The organism is Bradyrhizobium sp. HKCCYLS3077 (assembly GCF_051167555.1).
Lineage (GTDB): Bacteria > Pseudomonadota > Alphaproteobacteria > Rhizobiales > Xanthobacteraceae > Bradyrhizobium.
The window spans coordinates 763,050-782,621 of sequence record NZ_JBNPTH010000002.1; the positions used below are offsets into that span (position 1 = coordinate 763,050).

16 protein-coding genes are annotated in these 19,572 nt (G+C 63.3%); 7 read left to right on the top strand and 9 right to left on the bottom strand.

Going from position 1 to position 19,572, the window contains the following annotated elements:
* Window positions 1-124: 124 nt before the first annotated feature.
* The gene (locus ACQR0Z_RS09700) at window positions 125-850 is read right to left on the bottom strand and encodes a hypothetical protein (protein WP_434859455.1); all 726 of its coding nucleotides are present in this window, start codon (window positions 848-850) and stop codon (window positions 125-127) included.
* Window positions 851-999: 149 nt separating this feature from the next.
* On the opposite strand from ACQR0Z_RS09700, the gene ACQR0Z_RS09705 reads away from it, so the two are divergent.
* On the top strand, window positions 1,000-2,457 hold the full coding sequence (locus ACQR0Z_RS09705) for a flavin-containing monooxygenase (protein ID WP_434918445.1): 1,458 nt from the start codon (window positions 1,000-1,002) through the stop codon (window positions 2,455-2,457).
* Between the two features lie 463 nt (window positions 2,458-2,920).
* Here ACQR0Z_RS09705 and ACQR0Z_RS09710 read toward each other — a convergent pair whose 3' ends face one another.
* Complete coding sequence (locus ACQR0Z_RS09710) at window positions 2,921-3,373, bottom strand: MarR family winged helix-turn-helix transcriptional regulator (RefSeq protein ID WP_434876663.1); 453 nt, start codon at window positions 3,371-3,373, stop codon at window positions 2,921-2,923.
* A gap of 98 nt (window positions 3,374-3,471) precedes the next feature.
* Between ACQR0Z_RS09710 and ACQR0Z_RS09715 the strand changes: the two genes are divergently transcribed.
* The 3 genes from ACQR0Z_RS09715 to ACQR0Z_RS09725 all read left to right on the top strand — a co-directional run bounded on the left by ACQR0Z_RS09715 (window position 3,472) and on the right by ACQR0Z_RS09725 (window position 6,730).
* Window positions 3,472-5,400, top strand: a complete 1,929-nt coding sequence (locus tag ACQR0Z_RS09715) for an FAD-binding monooxygenase (protein WP_434918446.1) — start codon at window positions 3,472-3,474, stop codon at window positions 5,398-5,400.
* A 118-nt stretch (window positions 5,401-5,518) separates the two neighbouring features.
* Window positions 5,519-5,764, top strand: a complete 246-nt coding sequence (locus tag ACQR0Z_RS09720; RefSeq protein WP_035640658.1) for a PilZ domain-containing protein — start codon at window positions 5,519-5,521, stop codon at window positions 5,762-5,764.
* 96 nt (window positions 5,765-5,860) lie between these two features.
* Window positions 5,861-6,730 (top strand): tetratricopeptide repeat protein, encoded by an 870-nt coding sequence (locus ACQR0Z_RS09725; protein ID WP_434918447.1) that lies wholly within the window; start codon window positions 5,861-5,863, stop codon window positions 6,728-6,730.
* 3 nt (window positions 6,731-6,733) lie between these two features.
* Here ACQR0Z_RS09725 and ACQR0Z_RS09730 read toward each other — a convergent pair whose 3' ends face one another.
* The 4 genes from ACQR0Z_RS09730 to cpaB are packed head-to-tail and all read right to left on the bottom strand — an operon-like array spanning window position 6,734 to window position 11,061.
* Complete coding sequence (locus ACQR0Z_RS09730; RefSeq protein WP_434918448.1) at window positions 6,734-7,999, bottom strand: AAA family ATPase; 1,266 nt, start codon at window positions 7,997-7,999, stop codon at window positions 6,734-6,736.
* On the bottom strand, window positions 7,996-8,733 hold the full coding sequence (locus ACQR0Z_RS09735) for a CpaD family pilus assembly protein (protein WP_434859460.1): 738 nt from the start codon (window positions 8,731-8,733) through the stop codon (window positions 7,996-7,998). Before ACQR0Z_RS09735 ends, ACQR0Z_RS09730 begins: the two co-directional genes overlap by 4 nt.
* A gap of 34 nt (window positions 8,734-8,767) precedes the next feature.
* The gene (locus ACQR0Z_RS09740) at window positions 8,768-10,237 is read right to left on the bottom strand and encodes a type II and III secretion system protein family protein (protein ID WP_434876352.1); all 1,470 of its coding nucleotides are present in this window, start codon (window positions 10,235-10,237) and stop codon (window positions 8,768-8,770) included.
* A gap of 17 nt (window positions 10,238-10,254) precedes the next feature.
* On the bottom strand, window positions 10,255-11,061 hold the full coding sequence (cpaB, locus tag ACQR0Z_RS09745; protein ID WP_434876351.1) for a Flp pilus assembly protein CpaB: 807 nt from the start codon (window positions 11,059-11,061) through the stop codon (window positions 10,255-10,257).
* 711 nt (window positions 11,062-11,772) lie between these two features.
* On the opposite strand from cpaB, the gene ACQR0Z_RS09750 reads away from it, so the two are divergent.
* From ACQR0Z_RS09750 to ACQR0Z_RS09760, 3 genes are all read left to right on the top strand, one after another.
* A complete protein-coding gene (locus tag ACQR0Z_RS09750; RefSeq protein ID WP_434918449.1) occupies window positions 11,773-12,465 on the top strand; it encodes a PilZ domain-containing protein in 693 nt (230 codons plus the stop codon).
* Between the two features lie 405 nt (window positions 12,466-12,870).
* Complete coding sequence (locus ACQR0Z_RS09755) at window positions 12,871-13,026, top strand: hypothetical protein (RefSeq protein ID WP_434859464.1); 156 nt, start codon at window positions 12,871-12,873, stop codon at window positions 13,024-13,026.
* A 235-nt stretch (window positions 13,027-13,261) separates the two neighbouring features.
* Window positions 13,262-14,191: an aspartyl/asparaginyl beta-hydroxylase domain-containing protein gene (locus ACQR0Z_RS09760; protein WP_434918450.1), complete on the top strand. Its 930-nt coding sequence runs from the start codon at window positions 13,262-13,264 to the stop codon at window positions 14,189-14,191.
* Window positions 14,192-14,415: 224 nt separating this feature from the next.
* On the opposite strand, the gene ACQR0Z_RS09765 is transcribed toward ACQR0Z_RS09760, so the two are convergent.
* From ACQR0Z_RS09765 to ACQR0Z_RS09775, 3 genes are all read right to left on the bottom strand, one after another.
* A complete protein-coding gene (locus ACQR0Z_RS09765) occupies window positions 14,416-15,450 on the bottom strand; it encodes a hypothetical protein (RefSeq protein ID WP_434918451.1) in 1,035 nt (344 codons plus the stop codon).
* Window positions 15,451-15,631: 181 nt separating this feature from the next.
* Window positions 15,632-17,584 carry an ATP-binding protein gene (locus ACQR0Z_RS09770; protein ID WP_434918452.1) on the bottom strand — a complete coding sequence of 651 codons (1,953 nt, stop codon included), beginning with the start codon at window positions 17,582-17,584 and terminating at the stop codon, window positions 15,632-15,634.
* 1,263 nt (window positions 17,585-18,847) lie between these two features.
* The gene (locus ACQR0Z_RS09775; RefSeq protein ID WP_434918453.1) at window positions 18,848-19,546 is read right to left on the bottom strand and encodes a fumarylacetoacetate hydrolase family protein; all 699 of its coding nucleotides are present in this window, start codon (window positions 19,544-19,546) and stop codon (window positions 18,848-18,850) included.
* Window positions 19,547-19,572 lie beyond the last annotated feature (26 nt).

A 19,572-nucleotide genomic window follows, 5' to 3' on the forward strand; every position in this document is an offset into this window, starting at 1 on the left:
CTGGATGAGCGCAGCGACATCCGGGTTCACCGAGAATGCGCATGAGACCCCGCATGTCGCTGCGCTCATGCGGGCTACGAAGTCTACGCAGCGTCGTTGATCCGTGCAATGTGCCTGCCGTCCTTCACCGGCACGCCGCCACGCTGAACCACGCCATGCGAAACGCGCCGTCGCGCAGGCGCAGGCACACGGTGTCGCCCGGCTGCAGCCGCTCGTGCAGTGCCTGTGGCACATGCGCCTGCGTCGGCGTTGCGAACGGTCCCCAGGCCTCCAGCGTCACCTGGTGGCCCGCGAGCCGGCTGTGGCCGAGGTGTTTTGACAGCACCCGGCTGCGCAGCAGGGCCGGGGCCGAGCGATCGAGTGCGGTGTTGAACTGGCCGAGCGTCCCGAAGGCATAGGCGCCGACGAAGACAGACGCGAGCAGCAGCCGCCAGCCGCGCCGGCGCAACTGGGTTTCGAACCGCATGGCGACGACGAGGAAGATGATGGCGACGGCGATGGCGAACGCCGTGAGCGGCAGCCAACTGACGAGGTTGACATCCGAGAGCGTGCGCGCAGCGAGCGTCCCGGCGGCCACGATGCAGCCGGTGCCGAGATTGGCGCCGTAGCCGGAGCCGAGTCCGATCCTGAACAGGCCGGGGAAGCGCAGCGTGAGGATCAGCGCCAGCAGCGGAATGACGGTGACCACCGCGATCAGTTGCCCGGCCGGAAAACTGGGGAACAGCGACCAGGCTCCCAGCCCGATCGCGGTCAGCGAAAAGCCCAGGGCGATGCGCTTGGCCCGCACGCTGTCGCGTTCCCGGCTGCTGCCGTCGCCGGGCGTCTGCTGAAGCGGGTCGGGGGCGTTCATCGCGAGGTCCGTCTCATCGGGGTCATCTTGATAGAGCAGGAGAGTTGATCGAATGCCAATGCACGGCCGATTTGACAGCGGCGAGCAGGGTTGCAACTGTCGGTGACGAGACGCAAGACGCTCGCTTCAGGGAACGCCAGGACCGCCTCATGTCAACAGAACATGTCGACGTGCTGATCGTCGGCGCCGGACTGTCCGGCATCGCCGCCGCCTATCATCTGCAGCACAAATGTCCGGGCAAGCGGTTCGCGATCCTGGAGGGGCGGGGCGCCATCGGCGGCACCTGGGACCTGTTCCGCTATCCCGGCATCCGCTCCGACAGCGACATGTATACGCTCGGCTATTCGTTCAAGCCGTGGACCGATCCCAAGGCGATCGCCGACGGGCCGCAGATCCTGAAATACGTTCGCGACACCGCGACCGAGAACGGCATCGACCGCCACATCCGTTTCAACCATCGCGTCATCCGTGCGTCCTGGTCGAGCGCGGACGCGCGCTGGACGGTGGAAGCCGAGCGGACGACGGAGCAGGGCACGGACACCGTGCAGATCACCTGCGGCTTCCTGTTCATGTGCTCGGGCTACTATCGCTACGAAAAAGGCTTTCTGCCGGACTTCAAGGGCATGGCGAATTTCAAGGGCCGTATCGTGCATCCGCAGGCCTGGCCTGAGGATCTCGACTATGCCGGCAAGCGCGTGGTGGTGATCGGCTCCGGGGCCACCGCCGTCACGCTGGTTCCGGCCATGGCCAAGACCGCGGCGCATGTCACGATGCTGCAGCGCTCGCCGACCTATGTGGTGTCGCGTCCGGCGCAGGATGCGCTCGCCAACAAATTGCGCCGGCATCTGCCCGCGAGCCTCGCCTATCACCTGATCCGCTGGCGCAACGTGCTGTTCGGGATGTATTTCTTCCAGCTCAGCCGGCGCAAGCCGGAGCGCGTCAAGCAGCTCATCCTCGGCGGCGTGCGCGCCGCGCTCGGCCCGGGCTACGACGTCGCCACCCATTTCACGCCGCGCTACAACCCATGGGATCAGCGGCTGTGCCTGGTGCCGGACGGCGACCTGTTCAAGACCATCCGCGAGCAGCGGGCGTCAGTGGTGACGGCGGGGATCGAGACCTTCACCGAGCGCGGCCTGCGCCTGTCCGATGGAAGCGAGCTCGAGGCCGACGTGGTCGTCACCGCGACAGGACTCGTGCTACAGGTCCTCGGCGGCATCGAAGTGGTGGTCGACGGCCGCAAGATCGATTTCGCCAAGACCCTGAACTACAAGGGCATGATGTATTCCGACGTGCCGAACCTTGCGGCCACGCTCGGCTACACCAACGCCTCCTGGACGCTGAAATGCGACCTGACCTGCGAATATGTCTGCCGCCTGCTCAACTACATGGACCGGCACGGCTACCGCCAATGCGTGCCGCACAATGACGACGCGAGCGTCACGCCGCTGCCGTCGCTGAGCTTCAGCTCCGGCTACGTGCAGCGCTCGATCGCCGAGTTGCCCAAGCAGGGCTCGAAGCGGCCCTGGCGGCTGTACCAGAACTATGCGCTGGACATCGTCTCGTTGCGTTTCGGCAAGGTCGATGACGGGGTGATGCGGTATTCGTGATCTAACATCTGCCTCGGCAGGCCGACTGAGCTTCACCGCGAACTATCTCTCCTCACCCTGAGGAGCCCGCCTATAGGCGGGCGTCTCGAAGGGCGAGGCCCGAGCAGTGGCCTCATGGTTCGAGACGCGCCGCAACGAACACTGCGCGTTGTCTCCACCAGTCCCGCGGCGCTCCTCACCATGAGGTTCTGGCACCCAAGCGGTCCTTGCACACCGACCATGAACACGCCAAGAGGCGTGTTCATGGAGAGGATCGGCACCCGGGGGGGCTTGCGCACCGATCCTGGAACACGCCAGCGGGCGTGTTCAGGCAGAGGTTTTGTCACTGAGACCGGTGCTGCACAGGCAGGACGAACGTCGCCGCCGCGATGACGGTGCGCTCCCTCTCCCCGTGAAGAACGGGGAGAGGGAGCGCGGCGGCGCTCGGGGCGAATGAGCGGGTCACATCCTCGGCTGTCAACACTCACCGCTCCGCCGCGCCCTCGCGCAGCGGGGCGCGGCTGAGGTCGTTGCCGGCGGCAATCGCCTTCTGCATCAGACGCACCAGCTCCTTCGCCTCGGCCCCCGTCAGGCCGCGCACCATCAGCCGCTGCGCAGCCTCGACCGCCGGCGTGATCGCCTCCAGTGTCCGTCGCCCCTCCGCCGTGATCGAAAGCTCCCGCGCGCGCCGGTCGCGCAGGCTCGCTTGGCGCACCACCAGACCCTTCTGTGCAAGGCGGTCGATCACCCCGGTTATGGTGGTTCGATCATAGGCGATCAGGCCGGCCAGCGTGATCTGGTCGATCGCCGGATTGGCCGCGATCGCCGCCAGCGCCGCGTATTGCACCGGCGTTAGGTCGAAGCCGACCGCCTCGACCTCTGCCAGGAACACCGCCACCGCGATCTGCTGAAACCGCCGTGCCAGGTGCCCCGGCATGTCCTGCATCTCGGCCAATCCCGTCTCCTCTGCTTGCTTGACAAGCATACTGATGATCAGCATACTGATCAATAAGGAACAACGCGGGAGGGCGCCACATGCAATTCCATCTCAACGGATTCCAGCCGGGCGACCCTGACATTGCCGATGCCGCCGAGCGCGTGGCGAGCTCGGGCGCGACCGGCGCGCTGCCGGCCGACGTCGACGTCCTGATCGTCGGCTGCGGCCCTGCCGGCCTCAACCTCGCCGCTCAGCTCTCCGCCTTTCCCGAGATCAAGACCTGCATCGTCGAGCAGAAACCCGGGCGGCTGCTGCTCGGACAGGCCGACGGCATCGCCTGCCGCACCATGGAGATGTTCAACGCCTACGGCTTCGCCGAGAAGGTGCTGAGGGAAGCCTGCTGGATCAACGAAACGACGTTCTGGAAGCCCGATGCCGCCGACAGCGCGAAGATCACGCGCAGCGGCCGCGTGCAGGACGTCGAGGACGGTCTGTCGGAGATGCCGCATGTCGTGCTCAACCAGGCCCGCGTGCACGATTTCTTTCTCGACATCATGCGCCGCTCGGCGAGCCGGCTCGAACCGCATTACTCGCGGCGGCTGCGCGACCTCGCGATCGACCCGGCCGCGCCAGCCGGCGCGCACGGCGTGACCGTCAGCTTCGACCGCATCGATCCCGCGCATGAAGGGCAGGTCGAGACGATCAAGGCACGCTATGTCGTCGGCTGCGACGGCGCGCGCAGCGTGGTGCGCAAGGCGATCGGCCGCGAGCTGCATGGCGATTCCGCCAATCATGCCTGGGGCGTGATGGACGTGCTCGCCGTGACCGACTTCCCGGACATCCGCTTCAAGTCGCTGATCCAATCATCGAGGGACGGCAGCCTGCTGGTGATCCCGCGCGAGGGTGGCTATCTCGTGCGGCTCTATGTCGAGCTCGCCAAGCTGGAGGTCGGTGAGCGTGTCGCCGGGCGCAACATCACCGTCGACGAGGTGATCGCCAAGGCGCAGCGCATCCTCGCGCCCTATACGCTGGAGGTGAAGGAAGTGGCGTGGTGGTCGGTCTACGAGATCGGCCAGCGTATCACCGACAAGTTCGACGACGTGCCGGAGGCGGAGGTCGCCTCGCGGCTGCCGCGCGTGTTCATCGCCGGCGATGCCTGCCACACCCACAGCCCGAAGGCGGGGCAGGGCATGAACGTGTCGATGCAGGACACCTTCAATCTCGGCTGGAAGCTCGCCGCCGTGTTGCGCGGCCGCAGCAAGCCGGAGCTGCTGCACAGCTACTCGGCCGAGCGCAAGGCGATCGCGCAGGAGCTGATCGATTTCGATCGCGAATGGTCGGGCATTCTCGCCTCCGCCGCCAAGCAGGGCGGCGCGGATGCGGCGAAGACGCAGGATTATTTCGTGCGCCACGGCCGCTACACCGCGGGCACCGCGACCCGTTACCGGCCTTCGGTCCTCACCGGCGACGCCACCTTCCAGCAACTGGCCGCGGGCCTTGTGATCGGCAAGCGCTTCCATTCTGCGCCGGTGATCCGGCTTGGTGACGCCAAGCCGCTGCAGCTCGGCCATGTCGTGCAGGCGGACGGCCGCTTCCGGCTGTTCGCCTTCGCCGGCACCGAGGACCCGAGCGCGCCGAACGCCGCCATCCACCGCTTGTGCAGGTTCCTCGCCGACGACGCGGCGTCACCCGTGCGGCGCTACACGCCTGATGGTGCCGACATCGATGCCGTCATCGATCTCAGGGCGGTGTTCCAGCAGGGTCATCGCGAGCTTGCGATCCAGGCCATGCCGGCGTTGCTGCTGCCGAAGAAGGGGCGCTACGGCCTGATCGACTACGAAAAGATGTACTGTCCCGACCTCAAGAGCGGCCATGACATCTTCGCCATGCGCGGCATCGATCGCGCAAGCGGCTGCCTCGTGATCGTCCGGCCCGACCAGTATGTGGCCGACGTGATGCCGGTCGACGATTTCGGCAGGCTGGCCGCTTATTTCGCCGGCTTCATGCGGCCCGCCGCCGGAAGGTAAACGAAATGCAAATCACATCGCCGGATTCCCGGCCTTCGCGATAGCCAGATCCAAATCTTTCCGCGCTACAGATTCGATCTCAGGATGGACGATTGAGTGGGCGAGTGGCGAGATGTTGATGTTGGCGAACCGTCGCAAGAGCGAACGTCGGCTGTGCAGGAGGATCGCGAAGATCCATTACGGCAACGGCAGCCTGCCGCGTGACTGCACCGTGACGGATATTTCCGACGGCGGCGTCAAGGTGGTCGCCGAATTCGTCGAGATCCCGCCGCAGTTCACCATCGTGTTCGCGCCCGACCACCAGCGCAAATGCCGGCTGGCCTGGCGCATCGGCTGCGAGTTCGGCGCCGAATTCATCGATTGATTGTTGGATTGAGCCGCGGCCGCCGCGCTCGCTTAACGGGACCTTAGGGTTAATCTGCCAGCGTGCAGATCATCGGTCCCGAAGTAGTTCAGTTGCATGCGTACGCGGCCCTCTCGATCTCTCCCTCTGCGCCGGCCGGCGGCGTTCGCGCTGTGCTTCGGCGTCGTCCTGCTCGGGCTCGGCGCATGCCAGACCACCGACCTCGGCGACATCACCGGCGCGCTCGGCGGCAAGGCTGAAAAGCCGGCCGCGCCGGCGTCCGACCCGCGCGCCGAGCTCGATCAACTCCGCGAGCGTTTCCGCGCCACGCCGAACGATCCCGACATCGCGCTGCGCTATGGCGTCGCCCTGCGTGCCACCGGCCAGCGCGCGCAGGCCGTGGCCGTGCTGGAGCAGGCGACCATCGCCAATCCCGGCCACAAGGGGCTGCTCGCCGCCTACGGCCGGGCGCTCGCCGACAACGGCAATTTCCAGCAGGCCTTCGACGTGCTGAGCCGGGCGCATTCGCCCGAGGATCCCGACTGGCGCATCCTGTCGGCGCAAGGCGCCGTGCTCGACCAGATGGGGCGCAACGAGGAGGCGCGGCAATACTACATCAGCGCGCTGAAGATCGCGCACGATGATCCCTCCGTGCTGTCCAATCTCGGCCTGTCCTACGCGCTGTCCAGCGAGCTGCCGAAGGCCGAGGAGCAGTTGCGCAAGGCCGTTGCACATCCCGATGCGAGCCCGCGCGTCCGCACCAATCTCGCCGTCATCGTTGGCCTTCAGGGCCGCATGAGCGAGGCCGAGACCATCGCGCGCTCCGGCCTGCCGCCGGAGCAGGCGAGCGCCAATGTCGCCTATGTGAAGAAGATCCTGGTGCGCCGCCAGGTCGCGCAGCGCGAGCTCTCGCCGCGCCACGACCGTCCCGTCGCGGGGCAGCCGGACAAGGCGCTGGCGAAGGCGCTCAGCCGCACCGACGACTGAGCGTTATTTCGCGCCGAGCAGCTTTGCGATCGGCGCCAGCAGCGAGCGCTGCGGCTTCGGCTCGACGCGTCCGGTCAGCCGGTTGGCGATCTCCTTGAACAGCTTCGGCGTGCGGCTCAGCGCTCCGACTTCCGCGATCATCTGGCCGTTGTTGGCGGCGGTGCCGAACAGCTTGCAGTCGAACGGGATGATCGCGACCGGCTCGGCCTCGACCGTCTTGGCGAAGCGCTTCAGATCGATCTCCGGCCGCTTCGGCATGCCGACCTGGTTCAGGCAGTACAGCGGCGGCCGATCGTTCGGCCGCGACGATTTGAGCACGCTGAGGAGATTCTTGGCGTTGCGCAAATTGGCGAGATCAGGCTCGGCGACCACCAGGATGTCGTCGGCATTGATCAGCGCATGGCGCGTCCAGGCCGACCATTGGTGCGGCACGTCGAGCACGATGCATTGCTGGGTCAGCCGCAGCGTATCGAAGATCGCGTCGAAGGCGTCGGCGCCGAAATCATAGACGCGGTCGAGCGTCGCGGGCGCCGCGAGCAGGTTGAGATGCTCGGTGCATTTGGCGAGCAGGCGCTCCATCAGCGCGGTGTCCGGCCGATCGGGCTGGAAAATCGCGTTGGCGATGCCCTGCAGCGGATCCTGGTTGTAGTCGAGGCCGGCGGTGCCGAACGCCATGTCGAGGTCGATCACCACGGAATCGAGCGTCAGGTCGCGCGCCATGCTCCAGGCGACGTTGTGCGCCACCGTGGAGGCGCCGACGCCGCCCTTGGCGCCGACCACCGCGATGATGCGGCCGGTGATGACGTCCTCGGAGGCCGAGAACAGGCTGCAGATGCAGCGGATGATGTCGATCGTTTCGACCGGCCCGACCACGTAGTCGTTGACGCCGCGGCGCACCAGCTCGCGATAGGCGACGCCGTCGCTCATGCTGCCGATCAGGACCACGCGGGTGCCGGGATCGCAGACGCTGGCGAGCTCGTCGAGGCCGCCGATGATGTCGCCGCCGGGCTTGGTCTCGATCACGATGACGTTCGGCGTCGGCTGCGAATGATAGGTCTCGATCGCCCGCGCCATGCCGCCGGCCTTGATCGTGATGTGCGCCTTGCCGAGCCTGCGGTCCTGGCTGGCGGCGAGCACCGCCGCCGAGGTCTGGTCGGTCTCGGTGAATGCCTGCACGGAGACGCGCGGCACCGGCGCGATGTGATCGTCGAGCATCGGGCCGCTCGGGCCCGGCTGCTCCTCCTGGCTCTGACGGGACGCGTTGATCATTTGCCTGTTTCGCTGAGCTTGGCCTTGTCGGTCTCGGGATAGGTCACCGCCGTCGACTCACCCTTGCGGTATTTCTCGAATAAAGCGGAGCGGCGCGGCGTGTAGGAGGCGGTCTCCGCGCGCGGCTGCTCGAGATCGGCCGGGTTGTCGATCATCGCGGCGAGATTGCGCTGCGTGGCGCAGCCGAAATTCTGGTAGTGCTGATTGGCGCTGTAGCCGGGGTTGTTGATGTTCGGCCCGAGATCGTCGGGCCACAACCCGCAGGGACCGGCGACAGCGGCGATCTTTGGATAGGTCAGCCGGATGACGGCGAGCTGGCGCGGATCGTCGGGCATGGTGTTGCGCAAGCTGATCGCGTGGCCGGGCACGCCGCCCGCGGTCAGCGTGGCGCGGATCTCGCGATAGGCGTCCGCCGCGGCGCGCGCATTCGAGGTGCCCGTCGGCACCTCCGCGACGATGCCGCCGGTGCCCTCGCGCAGCCAGTTGCGGGCAAGCCCGGCGACATCGGCGCGCTGCTGCGACGTCAGGCCGCCGCGGCCGCTGCCGATGAAGACGACGGTCGACTGCCGGCCTTCCTCGATCGCGATCGGATGGCGCATCTTGTAGTCATCCGGAATGGTCGCGACGACCTCGCCGGTGGTGTAGTTGCAGGCGCCGAGCGTCAGCGCCAATCCGGCGATGGCCGAAAGCCTTTGCAGCGCGCGCCGTCCGTCCCGTGCAGATGATTTCGCCATGATCGTTCCCCGTGCCCCGAAATCCCGCGCCGTCTCAGTCGATGATGAAGCCGAAGCCGGCCGGCTGCCCCGTCGCCGTATCGACCTTGGCGGCGATGCCGTAGAGCCGGTTCATGCGGCCGAGCAGAGCGGACTCCGCGTCGGTGGCCGGCGCGAAGCCGTCATCCGGGCGCGACAGCTCCTTCTGGGCCACGGCGCGCACCACATAGGGCGTCACCATCACCATCAGCTCGGTTTCGTTGTTGACGTAGTCCTGGCTGCGGAACAGCTGGCCGAGCACCGGCAGCTGGTTGAGCCCGGGCAGGCCGTTGATCGCCTGCTTGGTCTGGTTCTGGATCAGGCCGGCCATCGCCATCGAGCCGCCGGAGGGAATCTCCAAGGTGGTCTCGGCGCGGCGGGTGCGGATCGCGGGGATGGTGACCGACGACGTCGAGGCCGAGGTCAGCGCGTAGGACACCGTGATCGCGTTGTCGTTCGACAGCTCCGAGACCTCCGTCATCACCCGCAGGCTGATGCGGCCCTCGCTGAGCACGACCGGCGTGAAGTTCAGCGAGATGCCGAACTTCTTGTAGGTGATCGAGGTGCTGCAGACCCGCGTGGTCGGATCGCAGGAATAGCCGCCGGGGATCGGGAATTCGCCGCCGGCGATGAAGGTCGCGGATTCGCCGGAGATCGCCGTGAGATTCGGCTCGGCCAGCGTCTTCACCACGCCCGCGGTCTCCATCGCGCGCATCGTCGCCGACACCGACGACAGGCCGCCGCCGGTGGCCGACAGGCCGTTGGTGCCGACCAGCGACTTGCCATAGGCGGTGAACGGGTTGGTCTGGTTGAAGTTCACGACCGCGGTGCCGTAGGTCATGCTGGCGCTGAGATCGATGCCGAGCTGCTTGACGACCTCGCGGCGGACCTCGGAGACGTTGACCTTCAGCATCACCTGGTCGCGGCCGCGCACGACGATCGAGTTGACGACCTTCTCGTTGCCGCCGACCAGCCGTGCCGCGATCTCGCCGGCCTGCTGCGCCTCGACCGGGCTCGACACCGAGCCGGTGAGGATCACGCCGTCGCCGACGCCGTCGATCTTGACGCCGGGAATGCTCTGGCTCAGCGCCTGGCGCACGCCGTTGAGATCGCGCTTGATCGCGATGTCATAGGCCGCGACCTGCTGGCCCTCGCCGTCGAAGAACACGACGTTGGTCTGGCCGACGGTGGCGCCGATGATGTAGGCGCGCCGCGCCGATCGCACGACCGCGTTGGCGATCTTGGGATCGGCCACCAGCACGTCCTTGACGTCCTGCGGGAAGTCGACGACGACGGACTTGCCGATGCCGAGCGACAGATAGCGAACCTTCGACGACCCGACCGACACCATCGGCGTGTCCAGCCTGTCCTCGGCCGCCTTCACCGGCGCGAACGCCGGATTGAGCACGAGGCCGAGCGCGGCCGTCACTGAGAGTGCGCGGACGGCCCATGCTCCGAGCGCTGCGCGTTGATGCCCACCCATCATTGTCCCCGTCCTTCTCATCACTTCGCCGCCGACAGCTGGCTCGTGATCCCATAGCGAATGATCTCGATGGCGCTTCCCCGTCGCGCCATCTGCTGCTGCGTGTCGGTCTTGCCGGCGTCGGCCGCATTCACGTCGGCGATGGAGCGCAGCGCCAGCGCCAGCGATCCGGTCTGCCGCGCACGCTGCAGCGTCTCGGCCTGCTCGGGCTTGAGCTCGAGCGTCACGGTCTTGCCGACCACCGTGTTCTGGCCTTCCTTCTCCTTCGGCGCCTGGTCGATCGCCAGCACGCGCACGTTGGAGAGGATGATTTCGGAGGTGACGTTGTCGGGCGCGCCCGGCCGGTCCGGATTCTTGTCGCGCTTCGACAGGATGACGTCGACGCGATCGTTCGGCAGGATGAAGCCGCCGGCGCCGGTCTCCGGCGAGATCTCGGTGGAGATCGCGCGCATGCCCGAGGGCAGGATCGCGGCCATGAAGCCGGAGCCGTCCGCCTTCACCAGCTTCTGCTCGCGGATCGGCTCGCCGATCACGAACGGCGAGCGCGCGATCGAGCCGATCAACTGAGTGGCGGCCTCGGGGCGGTCGCCGCGGCGGATGAAGATGTTGCTCGCCGCTTCAGGCCAGGTCTGCCAGATCAGGTCGCCTTGCTTGATCGGCTGTCCGAGGCCGATGTCGTTCTTGGCCACCAGCACCTCGACGGTCGGCAATTGCGCGACCGGCGCGACCGGGGCCTGCGGCTGGCTTTCGGAGGTGCTGACGAGATACGCCGCAACGCCGCCCGCGCCGAGAGCGATGGTTAATACCACGATGCGTGCGGTCATCATCTGCGTGACTACTCTACTCACTCACAACAGGGGCGACATGCGAGCCGAGTGACAGCTGTCCCCCTCACTAACGACTAAGCGCCAATGGTATAGACAGACTTGAACGCGGCGGACCGCAGCCCCTGCCTCAAGCAACGATTGTGCAAGTGGTGAACAGGTTGTTAGCGTGCAAATAATGAAACGCCGCGAATGTGTTAGCACTTTGCGCGCAGCGCGCCTGCACGCATCCGTCGGCGCTCACTCGGCAGAATGAGATCGTGAGTTGCAGCGGCGCCTCAGTGCCGATTCCGTTAAGCTTGATCGTTTGCTAACAACTCGCGCGAGGAACGTCGCCGACGCCGAATGGTTGTGCGGTGGCGCGGATCGGCCGCGCGCCATTTGCATCCGCGCCGCGCGAGCCACGTACGCAGCGCCTTCGATGGGAGACGAGATGTCGCCACGTCATTCCGCGCTGCACCGTAGTCAGACGGAGCGGCATCTTCAGAAAGCCGAAACGGGTTGGACCTACGATTCCGTTGGGCGGGATTTCCGTCCTGATTTTCAGAGTTCCTTAGGATTTTGCGCGCACCGTCCGGCCATGATGGCTGGGTTCATGCGCGGCGTATTTTGCTCGAAAATACACGCAGAGATTGCATTGCCTGCGCCGTGCCGCGAGCCGCGGCCGGCGGTCGGGAGTCACGGGGATGGATGGGGGGTGAGGGGAGGCGTGCAATGTCGGTTGCTCGATTCCTGAAGCAGCGTGCGGTCCGGATCCAGACGGTCGGCACCTACACGCTGCCCAACTGGTATGATCCGCAGGGGAAGCTGCGCTCCTTCGCCTGCCGCACCACGCGCGTGTCGCCGTTTCGCGCGCTGCTCGACGTGCCCGTGGTCGGCAAGGTCGGTGACCGCCTGACGTCGTACTTCCGCGACTTCGGCAAGTTCGAGGGCGAGATCAGCGACACCGTGCATGGCGGCTTCCTGCTCGAGCTGGAGATGACGAGCGCCGAGCGCGCCAAGCTCGCCGAGAAGCTGGTGTGGCTCGAAAAGAAGCAGAAGGACCCGTCGATCCGCGATTCCCGCCGCGACGCGCGCTTCGTGCCGAACTCGCCGCATTCCGAGCTGACGCTCGCCGACGGCAGCTGCATCCCGTGCCTGGTGATCGATGCCTCGATGTCGGGCGCGGCCGTCTCGGCAGCCGTCCAGCCGGAAATCGGCACGCCGCTCGCGGTCGGCAGCTGCATCGGCCGCGTCGTCCGGCATTTTCCCGACGGCTTTGCCGTGAGGTTCGTCGACACGATCCCGGCGTCCTCGGAGCTCGAGCGTCGCGTGATCACGCCGCCATCCCGCCCGACGCGGCACAAGCTCGCTACGGAGCATGACGACCACCGCGTCGAGGCGCCCGAGGATTTCTTCATGGTGTGAAGGCCGGCGGCCCGATGGAAGGCGTTCTCACCGCGCAGACGGTTTTTCACCCTCCCCTCGAGGGGGAGGGTCGCCTCACGGAGCGCGAAGCGAACCGTGAGGCGGGGTGGGGTGATCTCTCCACTCGCGCCAGCGTCTGCGGAAAGATCACCCCACCCCGCTCGCCCGCGACCGACCCTCCCCCTCCAGGGGAGGGTGGGCATCCCGGCGCGATCGGCGTCGCCCTCCACGGGCCGCCGCGCGTCACCGATTGCGTCCGCCGAGCAACATCCGCAGTTTCGCGTATTGGGTGAAGGCACGAATCCGGGCAAGGGGAACTGGCAGGCGTCCGCACGGTTAACGCGCTGTTAAGCGGCGTCGTGAATGCTTTGCGGCGCCGGGTGCAATGCCAGGAGGACCAGTCCCATGGAGGCCCAGAAGACCGCGGTGGACGCCATCGTCGTCCTGACCGGGTGCGAGCGTGAGGCGGTCGCCGCCTTCATCCGCCGGATGTATCTCGCCGGCGTGCGCGATCCCAAGCGGCTGACCTTCAAGGGGCTGCAGGAGATGGCGCGGGGCTGACCGCGCCAGGCCGACGGCGGGCGCCGCGACCGCTCCGGCTGTTGCCGCCAGGGCACGCCGGGCGATTATTGCGGTGCGTTTCCAATCACAACTCGTCCCCCGGGGGATGCAGCCTGCCGCGCTTCCGGCTAAATTAAGGCTTTGCGGCTGGCATCAGATTACCGTTTTTCCTCGCCCACAAGGCGACACGGTTGTGCGCAACACGCTCTGAGCGGCCGGATCATGGGGACCGGGCATGCTCAGTCAGATCTTCGCGCCACAACTCGTCGGCCTCTACATCCTGATCGGGGCCACCTTCTACGTCCATTTCCGCGGCAAGGAGCGGCTGCGCTTCGCGCGCCAGCTCGGCGATCACTCGACCTATCTCGCCCCCTACAACGTGCTGATGTATGCCGGCTCGGCCGTGCCGAACACGCCGGTGATCCCGGTCGAGCAGTTTCCGGAATTGCAGAAGCTCACCGACAATTGGCAGGAGATCCGCGAGGAGGCGGTGCGCCTGTTCGACGAAGGCTTCATCCGCGCGGCCGCCAAGAACAACGATTGGGGCTTCTATTCCTTCTTCAAGAGCGGCTGGAAGCGCTTCTATCTGAAATGGTACGACGACTTCCTGCCATCGGCGCGCACGCTGTGCCCGAAGACGGTGGAGCTGCTTAACTCCATCCCGAACGTCCACGGCGCGATGTTCGCGATGCTGCCGCCCGGCGGCAAGCTCGGCGCCCACCGCGACCCCTTCGCCGGCTCGCTGCGCTATCACTTGGGGCTCGTCACCCCGAACTCCGACAAGTGCCGCATCCTGGTCGACGGCGTGCCCTGCGTCTGGCGCGACGGCGAGGCCTTCATGTTCGACGAGACCTTCATCCACAGCGCCGAGAACGCCACCGACGTCAACCGCATCATTCTGTTCTGCGACGTCGAGCGCCCGATGAAATACGGCGTCTTCACCGCCATGAACCGCTGGGTCAGCCACCACATCGTCAAGGCCTCGGCGACGCAGAACGTCGAGGGCGAGCAGGTCGGCGTGCTCAACAAGGTGTTCGGCAAGCTGTACGAGTTTCACCTCGCCACGCGCAAGGTGAAGGCGTGGAACCGGACGGTGTACTACGCGGCGAAGTACACGCTGACGGTGGCGATCGTCGGCGCGATCGTAGTGTCGGCGTTCCGGTGAGGGGGCGATAGAGTAGAACGAATGGCGAGTAGCGATGCCACTTGCGGAAAGTCGGCGTCGACATTATCGAGAACACCGCGCGGGCTGCCACTCACCGGCCGGCGGCCTAAGGAACTCTAAGTGCGCGTCGGGCACTTTAAGCCCCCGTTCTCATTCAAAGAACCAGAAGAGCCTCGACTTCCACTGCACTGCGGCTGTCGAAAACGCCATTCCCGACGCAGCTATTAGGACCCGCATCCGGTTTCGCCTTCCTCTTTGACCATGTCCAAAAGGTCACGTTCCTGCTCCTCAATTGGAAACTTAGACAGCATGTAGCTCTGTTTAAGTGCGAGGTCGGTAAGCATCGTCTTGTATTCGGGCGCCAAATCCAAAAACTGAGCTCTTGACCATTCACTCTGCTGAACAACGAACACGCTCGCTACAAAATCGCATCGCGCCCAAAGGTACTCAAAAAAGGCTCTCTTTAGGTTCTCAAGAGACTTATGCTGACGGACGTCACATCGAGTTTTGATGTGATCAAATGCGGCTTCAATCTCGGTAGAAACTCGTTGAACCGCGTCGTCCATGCCTTCACCGTCCTTAAGCGAGGCATACTTCGGGCTCTCCAGAATGGAAAGATACTGTTCTTCAAACTGAGACGTCAACCAAAGCGCGTCTTCCACGCACTGAAGCGTGTCATCTTCGCTACCATCGACTAAATCAAGAACGTCGTTCTCGTGAATAAGTCTATGGCGCGCATCAAAGATGCGCTCCAGGCGGTCAAGCTTGCATACATACTCTTTTCTTAGTGCAATGTCGCCGCCTATTCGGACGTTCATGAAGTCCCAAGGAAAATCGTGTTGTTTGCCGGTGAGGACAGAAAAGAAGTGACAAGCTCTTTCGCGATAGGCCGCCAAGCTCGATACTGAAATACTCGCCGCGACGATGTCGGCCAGACCAAAAGTCTTGGTTGTTGCCGAGATCAAAGTATCTGTGTCTACCTGAATGTCTTTATAGAGCTCTCGTAGGATGTCTGGAAAGTCATCGAATGCTTCTGCGGCAGCGGCGTAAAGATACTTGATGTGGCTCTCCAAGCACGTGCAAATTCCGACACGAAGGTACTTTTGGTACGACGCTGGAGCATTTGCATAGTCGACTTTAAGCTGCCAAAGACGTTCCTCAGCCACTCCCGCTGCATCAAGATAGCTGGCGCCACCTCTGCGTTTCGAAAATTCGGCTATCTTTAGTTGAGAGGCGAGTCGTCTCGAATTCTTCGACATCGGCATCTTTCAAGCAGTTGGTTCGCGTTGTCGAGTTAGTCTCGATCAACAATATGCACTGATCGAAGTTAGATTGGGTCGATGATCAAAAAGAGGTGTATTGTTTGCGCAGACGGTTAGCCCACGTTCGAGTAATGCGTAATCTAGATTGTCTCGTCTCCTTGCCGGTTATAGGACGGATCTACCGATTGTCGACGAGGTTCAGCTTGTCAAAGAAAATTCTATTCCGCTTTGTCGCGTCGCTTAGCATTTTGGTGTAATCCATCACCTCGTAATACACTTTGTGGTTTGCGTGGTAGCCGTAAAACCCTTGCTGGTCTGGAGTTGGTGTTGCGTTAAAGTCAATCAGTATCTGCCTAAGACGCGGGGTGAGGTCCGCTACAACAAACACCATTGCAGGGATTTCGGCGCTTGCTATAGGGATTTTTCGTCCCTTGTGTTTATACTTTCCACTACGAATGGCATTGATCACCTTTGCTGCTTGCAGCACTGGGTTTTCGTCGCCGTTGTATTTCGTCCGGCCGGGCTGCTTAAATTCGATAACGATTATTGAGTTTAGCGGGTGGCCCTGATCGGGCCGCTCATCGCTGAAGATGATCTTTTCGTCGAATATTACTATATCTCCCCGTTGGTTGTCGTCGGCTTCGATTACGCTTATTGCCTTGTTCCGTTTATCCGAAGAAATGAACGAGTGGAATGTAAGTCTCTCGTCTATGATCCAGAGGTTTTGTTCGCTGGAGGGAATGTCGTCAGAGGTGTACTGCATTGGGAAGACTAAATGATGTACAACTTTTTCCAGCGGATAGTTTTTCTTGTCGTCTGGTAACTTGATCGCGCGCTCTAGAAAATCCAAAATAATGCGACGGTGTTGAACGTATTGGGCGAGCGCTGATACTCCGAGCTCGTTGTATCGATCGAGAAAGTCGGTGAATTCCTTGTGGTATGTCTCGTAATCGGTGATTTTGCCTGCTTCGCGTATGATGCGCGTACTCTCTTTTTTCAATTCGCTCTCGCGAAGATAGAGTTCTCGATGAAGTGCGGCCTCCATGTCGGATCTAGACGGAGTGGGCGGTAGTTTGTCGATAAAGGAATCGGCATGTTTCAGAAGTATGCGATACTGAGGAGCTTCCTCGCGGACATATTTTCTGATCCGCTCAAGCTTCAGAGAATTGATTGAGCTAATTACGTCTCTAAGGTCGTCCTGTACGAGGGGGATAGCTTTGTTTCGAATGTCGGCTCTTGGTATTAGCTGTTGAGCTTCCAAGGGCAGTTCGAGCTCTGCGTCCTCGGAGTCGCCAAAATCAAAATCCGTTCGGTTGTTGTTGACGTGGTCCGTCAGGTACTGCCCTTGGATAATGCCGAGGTAGAAAAATGGGGTCCCGTTTTCGTCTTCGAGGCGAGAGCTTAGATTCGGGAGGTGGTCTGCCAGTCGATCGCTTAAAACGGACCTTTGATCTGCCGCGTATACGAGCTTGTGCTTGGTTGCGCGGGATGTTGGTAGGCGAAAGCCGTGTAGAGTAAACGTATGTGAAGCAATTTCGAATGAATGGAAGGAGGCCGACGACTTGTAATCATCACGAAATATTGCATTTAGGTCATGAGACTGACCTAGATCAATCAAGCTTATCGAGGGGCATTCGCTGTCCATAAAGACGAGAATGAAGTGCTCAATCAGCTTTTGTATCAGGCCCTCGGTAGTTCTCGGGCATTGATCCCGGTACGGACGCTTGAGGCCAATTAATTCTACAGACGTTCCCGATTGCTGCTGGTCTGCCTTCTTTGGCAATCCTCGTTCATCATCGTCGTCGTAGTTCTCATCGAATATGAACTCGCGTGTGTGCGCGCCGGTTGCGTCGCAAAATGTGCTCCGGATCTTTGCGTGACCAAATGCTTTCAGCCACGTAAAACGCCCCAGCCCCTTTCCACCTCTAGAGAGCTTGTGGGACGAGTAGGCTGTGTTGAACGAGTCGTAGTTGTCGTCGTCTAATCCGATCCCGTTGTCTATGATCTGAAATCCAACAATAGTTGGAGTATCGATTCCAAGCTCGTCGTGGTTCCGGCTTACCTCTATCCTAACTCGCCCCGGGGTATTCGCAGGTAGCTTCGCCTCTTTGATCGCTTGGAGCGAATTCATAATCGCTTCGAATAAGGGGAGAAGCGGTCGCCAGGCGTGAACGGTTGTCTGTCGGACTTGATTCGCTAAATTGACACGTATCGACATCGGTTTGCTTGCCAAATGGTTTTATCGTTGATCGTCTTTTAGTAGAATTCTGACCAACTTTCCATTAGGGTTGTGTGGTTGTCTAGGCGTTCTGCAATGTTTGAAGGCCCGACGGTTCGCCCTTGGTTTTGCTGTAGTGCTTTCGGGAACATAAGTGCCTGTCGGGCAAATCACAGAAACCGACAACATGCTGTCAAGTGATTCCGAAAAACATAAATCGCTTTCTTTGCTCCCCAAATCAGGATTACAGTTCGCCCATCCCGTTGCACGGTAGGGGACGGTTCGCGGTCGTCACGGACGTTGGCAGCGGGAAGCGGTGGACGCGGGCGGCGGCGTGTGATGAGCACGGACGAACGTTTGTCTCGTGGACGGTGAAGGCGTGTGGTTCTGATACTCCGATGCTAGTGTCAACCCGGCGGCGATGCCTAGCGGCGTCGCGTTGGGGATGGTGGCCAGAAAGCCCGGTGCACCAGGAAGAGCGCGCTATAGCCTGTTAAAACCATCGCGCGGGGAAGGCCGGGTGTGTTCGGCCAGACCTGTGGTGACTGCCGCCTGCTTTTTTGTTTGCAGGCGGGCCACGGGCGCGGCCAGCGCCCGGCCTTCCCTGCGCCCTCCATTTTGGAAGAGGGCGGGAGTTGGAGCATCACTCGGGCGCGGGATGCGTCGCGAGAAGGTGGATGCTTGTTTCCCTGATAGCCCGATGCTGTTTGAGATTGTGGATCAGTGTTGCCGCTTGCGTCATTGCGAGCGGAGCGACGTGTCCGCCGAAGCCCGGAGGGCGCAGGCGGAAGCCAGAGTCCTCGTGACGCCCTGGATTGCTTCGCTGCGCTCGCCATGACGGAAGGACGAAGTGCGCCGCGCGGACGGTGAGCTCCCCTCCCCCTTGCGGGGAGGGGTCGGGGGTGGGGGTCTCCGGGCGATGAATTTTCTTGGGGTGCGTGGAGTTTTTTCTTTGCAGGCGCTGTGAGGACATTGCGCCAGTTGGTCGTGGGCCGATCGAGAGAGCGGAGTTCGGGGACCCCCACCCCCGACCCCTCCCCGCAAGGGGGAGGGGAGTGGACCGGCCGTGGTGTGAGAGTGTGGCCGTTGCGGGACGGCGCGAACGAAAAAGGCCGCGCTGGGCGCGGCCTTTTGGAAGGTCTGCGGCGCTGAGGCCGCCTTGCGAGGCGCGTCGGCTTACTTCGCCGCCGGCCCGATGCTCACCTTCAGCGTGCCGACGCCATCGACGCCGCATTCGATCTTGTCGCCGGCGACCACGGCCGCCACGCCAGCCGGCGTGCCGGTCATGATGATGTCCCCGGCCGCCAGCTCGACCTGCTGGGAGAGCTTCCAGATGATCTCCGGCACGTTCCAGATCAGCTCGGAGAGGTCGCCGGTCTGGCGCTCGGTGCCGTTGACGGACAGCCAGATTTTGCCTTTCGCGGGATGGCCGATCTTGGACGCGGGCACCACGGCGGAGCAGGGCGCGGAATGGTCGAACGACTTTCCGACTTCCCAGGGGCGCTGCATCTTGCGGGAGGCGAGCTGCAGGTCGCGGCGGGTGAGGTCGATGCCGACGGCGTAGCCGTAGACATGGTCGAGCGCCTTGTCGGTCGGAATGTTGAGGCCGCCGCTCTTGAGCGCGACCACCAGCTCGACCTCGTGATGCATGTCCTGCGTCAGCGGCGGGTAGGGGATCACGGCGCCCTCGGGCGCCAGCATGTCGGCGTGCTTGGCGAAGAAGAACGGCGGGTCGCGCTCGTCATTGCCCATCTCGCGGATGTGCTCGAGATAGTTGCGGCCGACGCACCAGATGCGGCGGACCGGGAAGACACCGGCTTCGCCTGTGACGGGAAGGGAAGGCTGCGGGAAGGCCGGGATGACGGTGGAGCTCATGAAAGGTCTCGATGCGGTGAAATGGG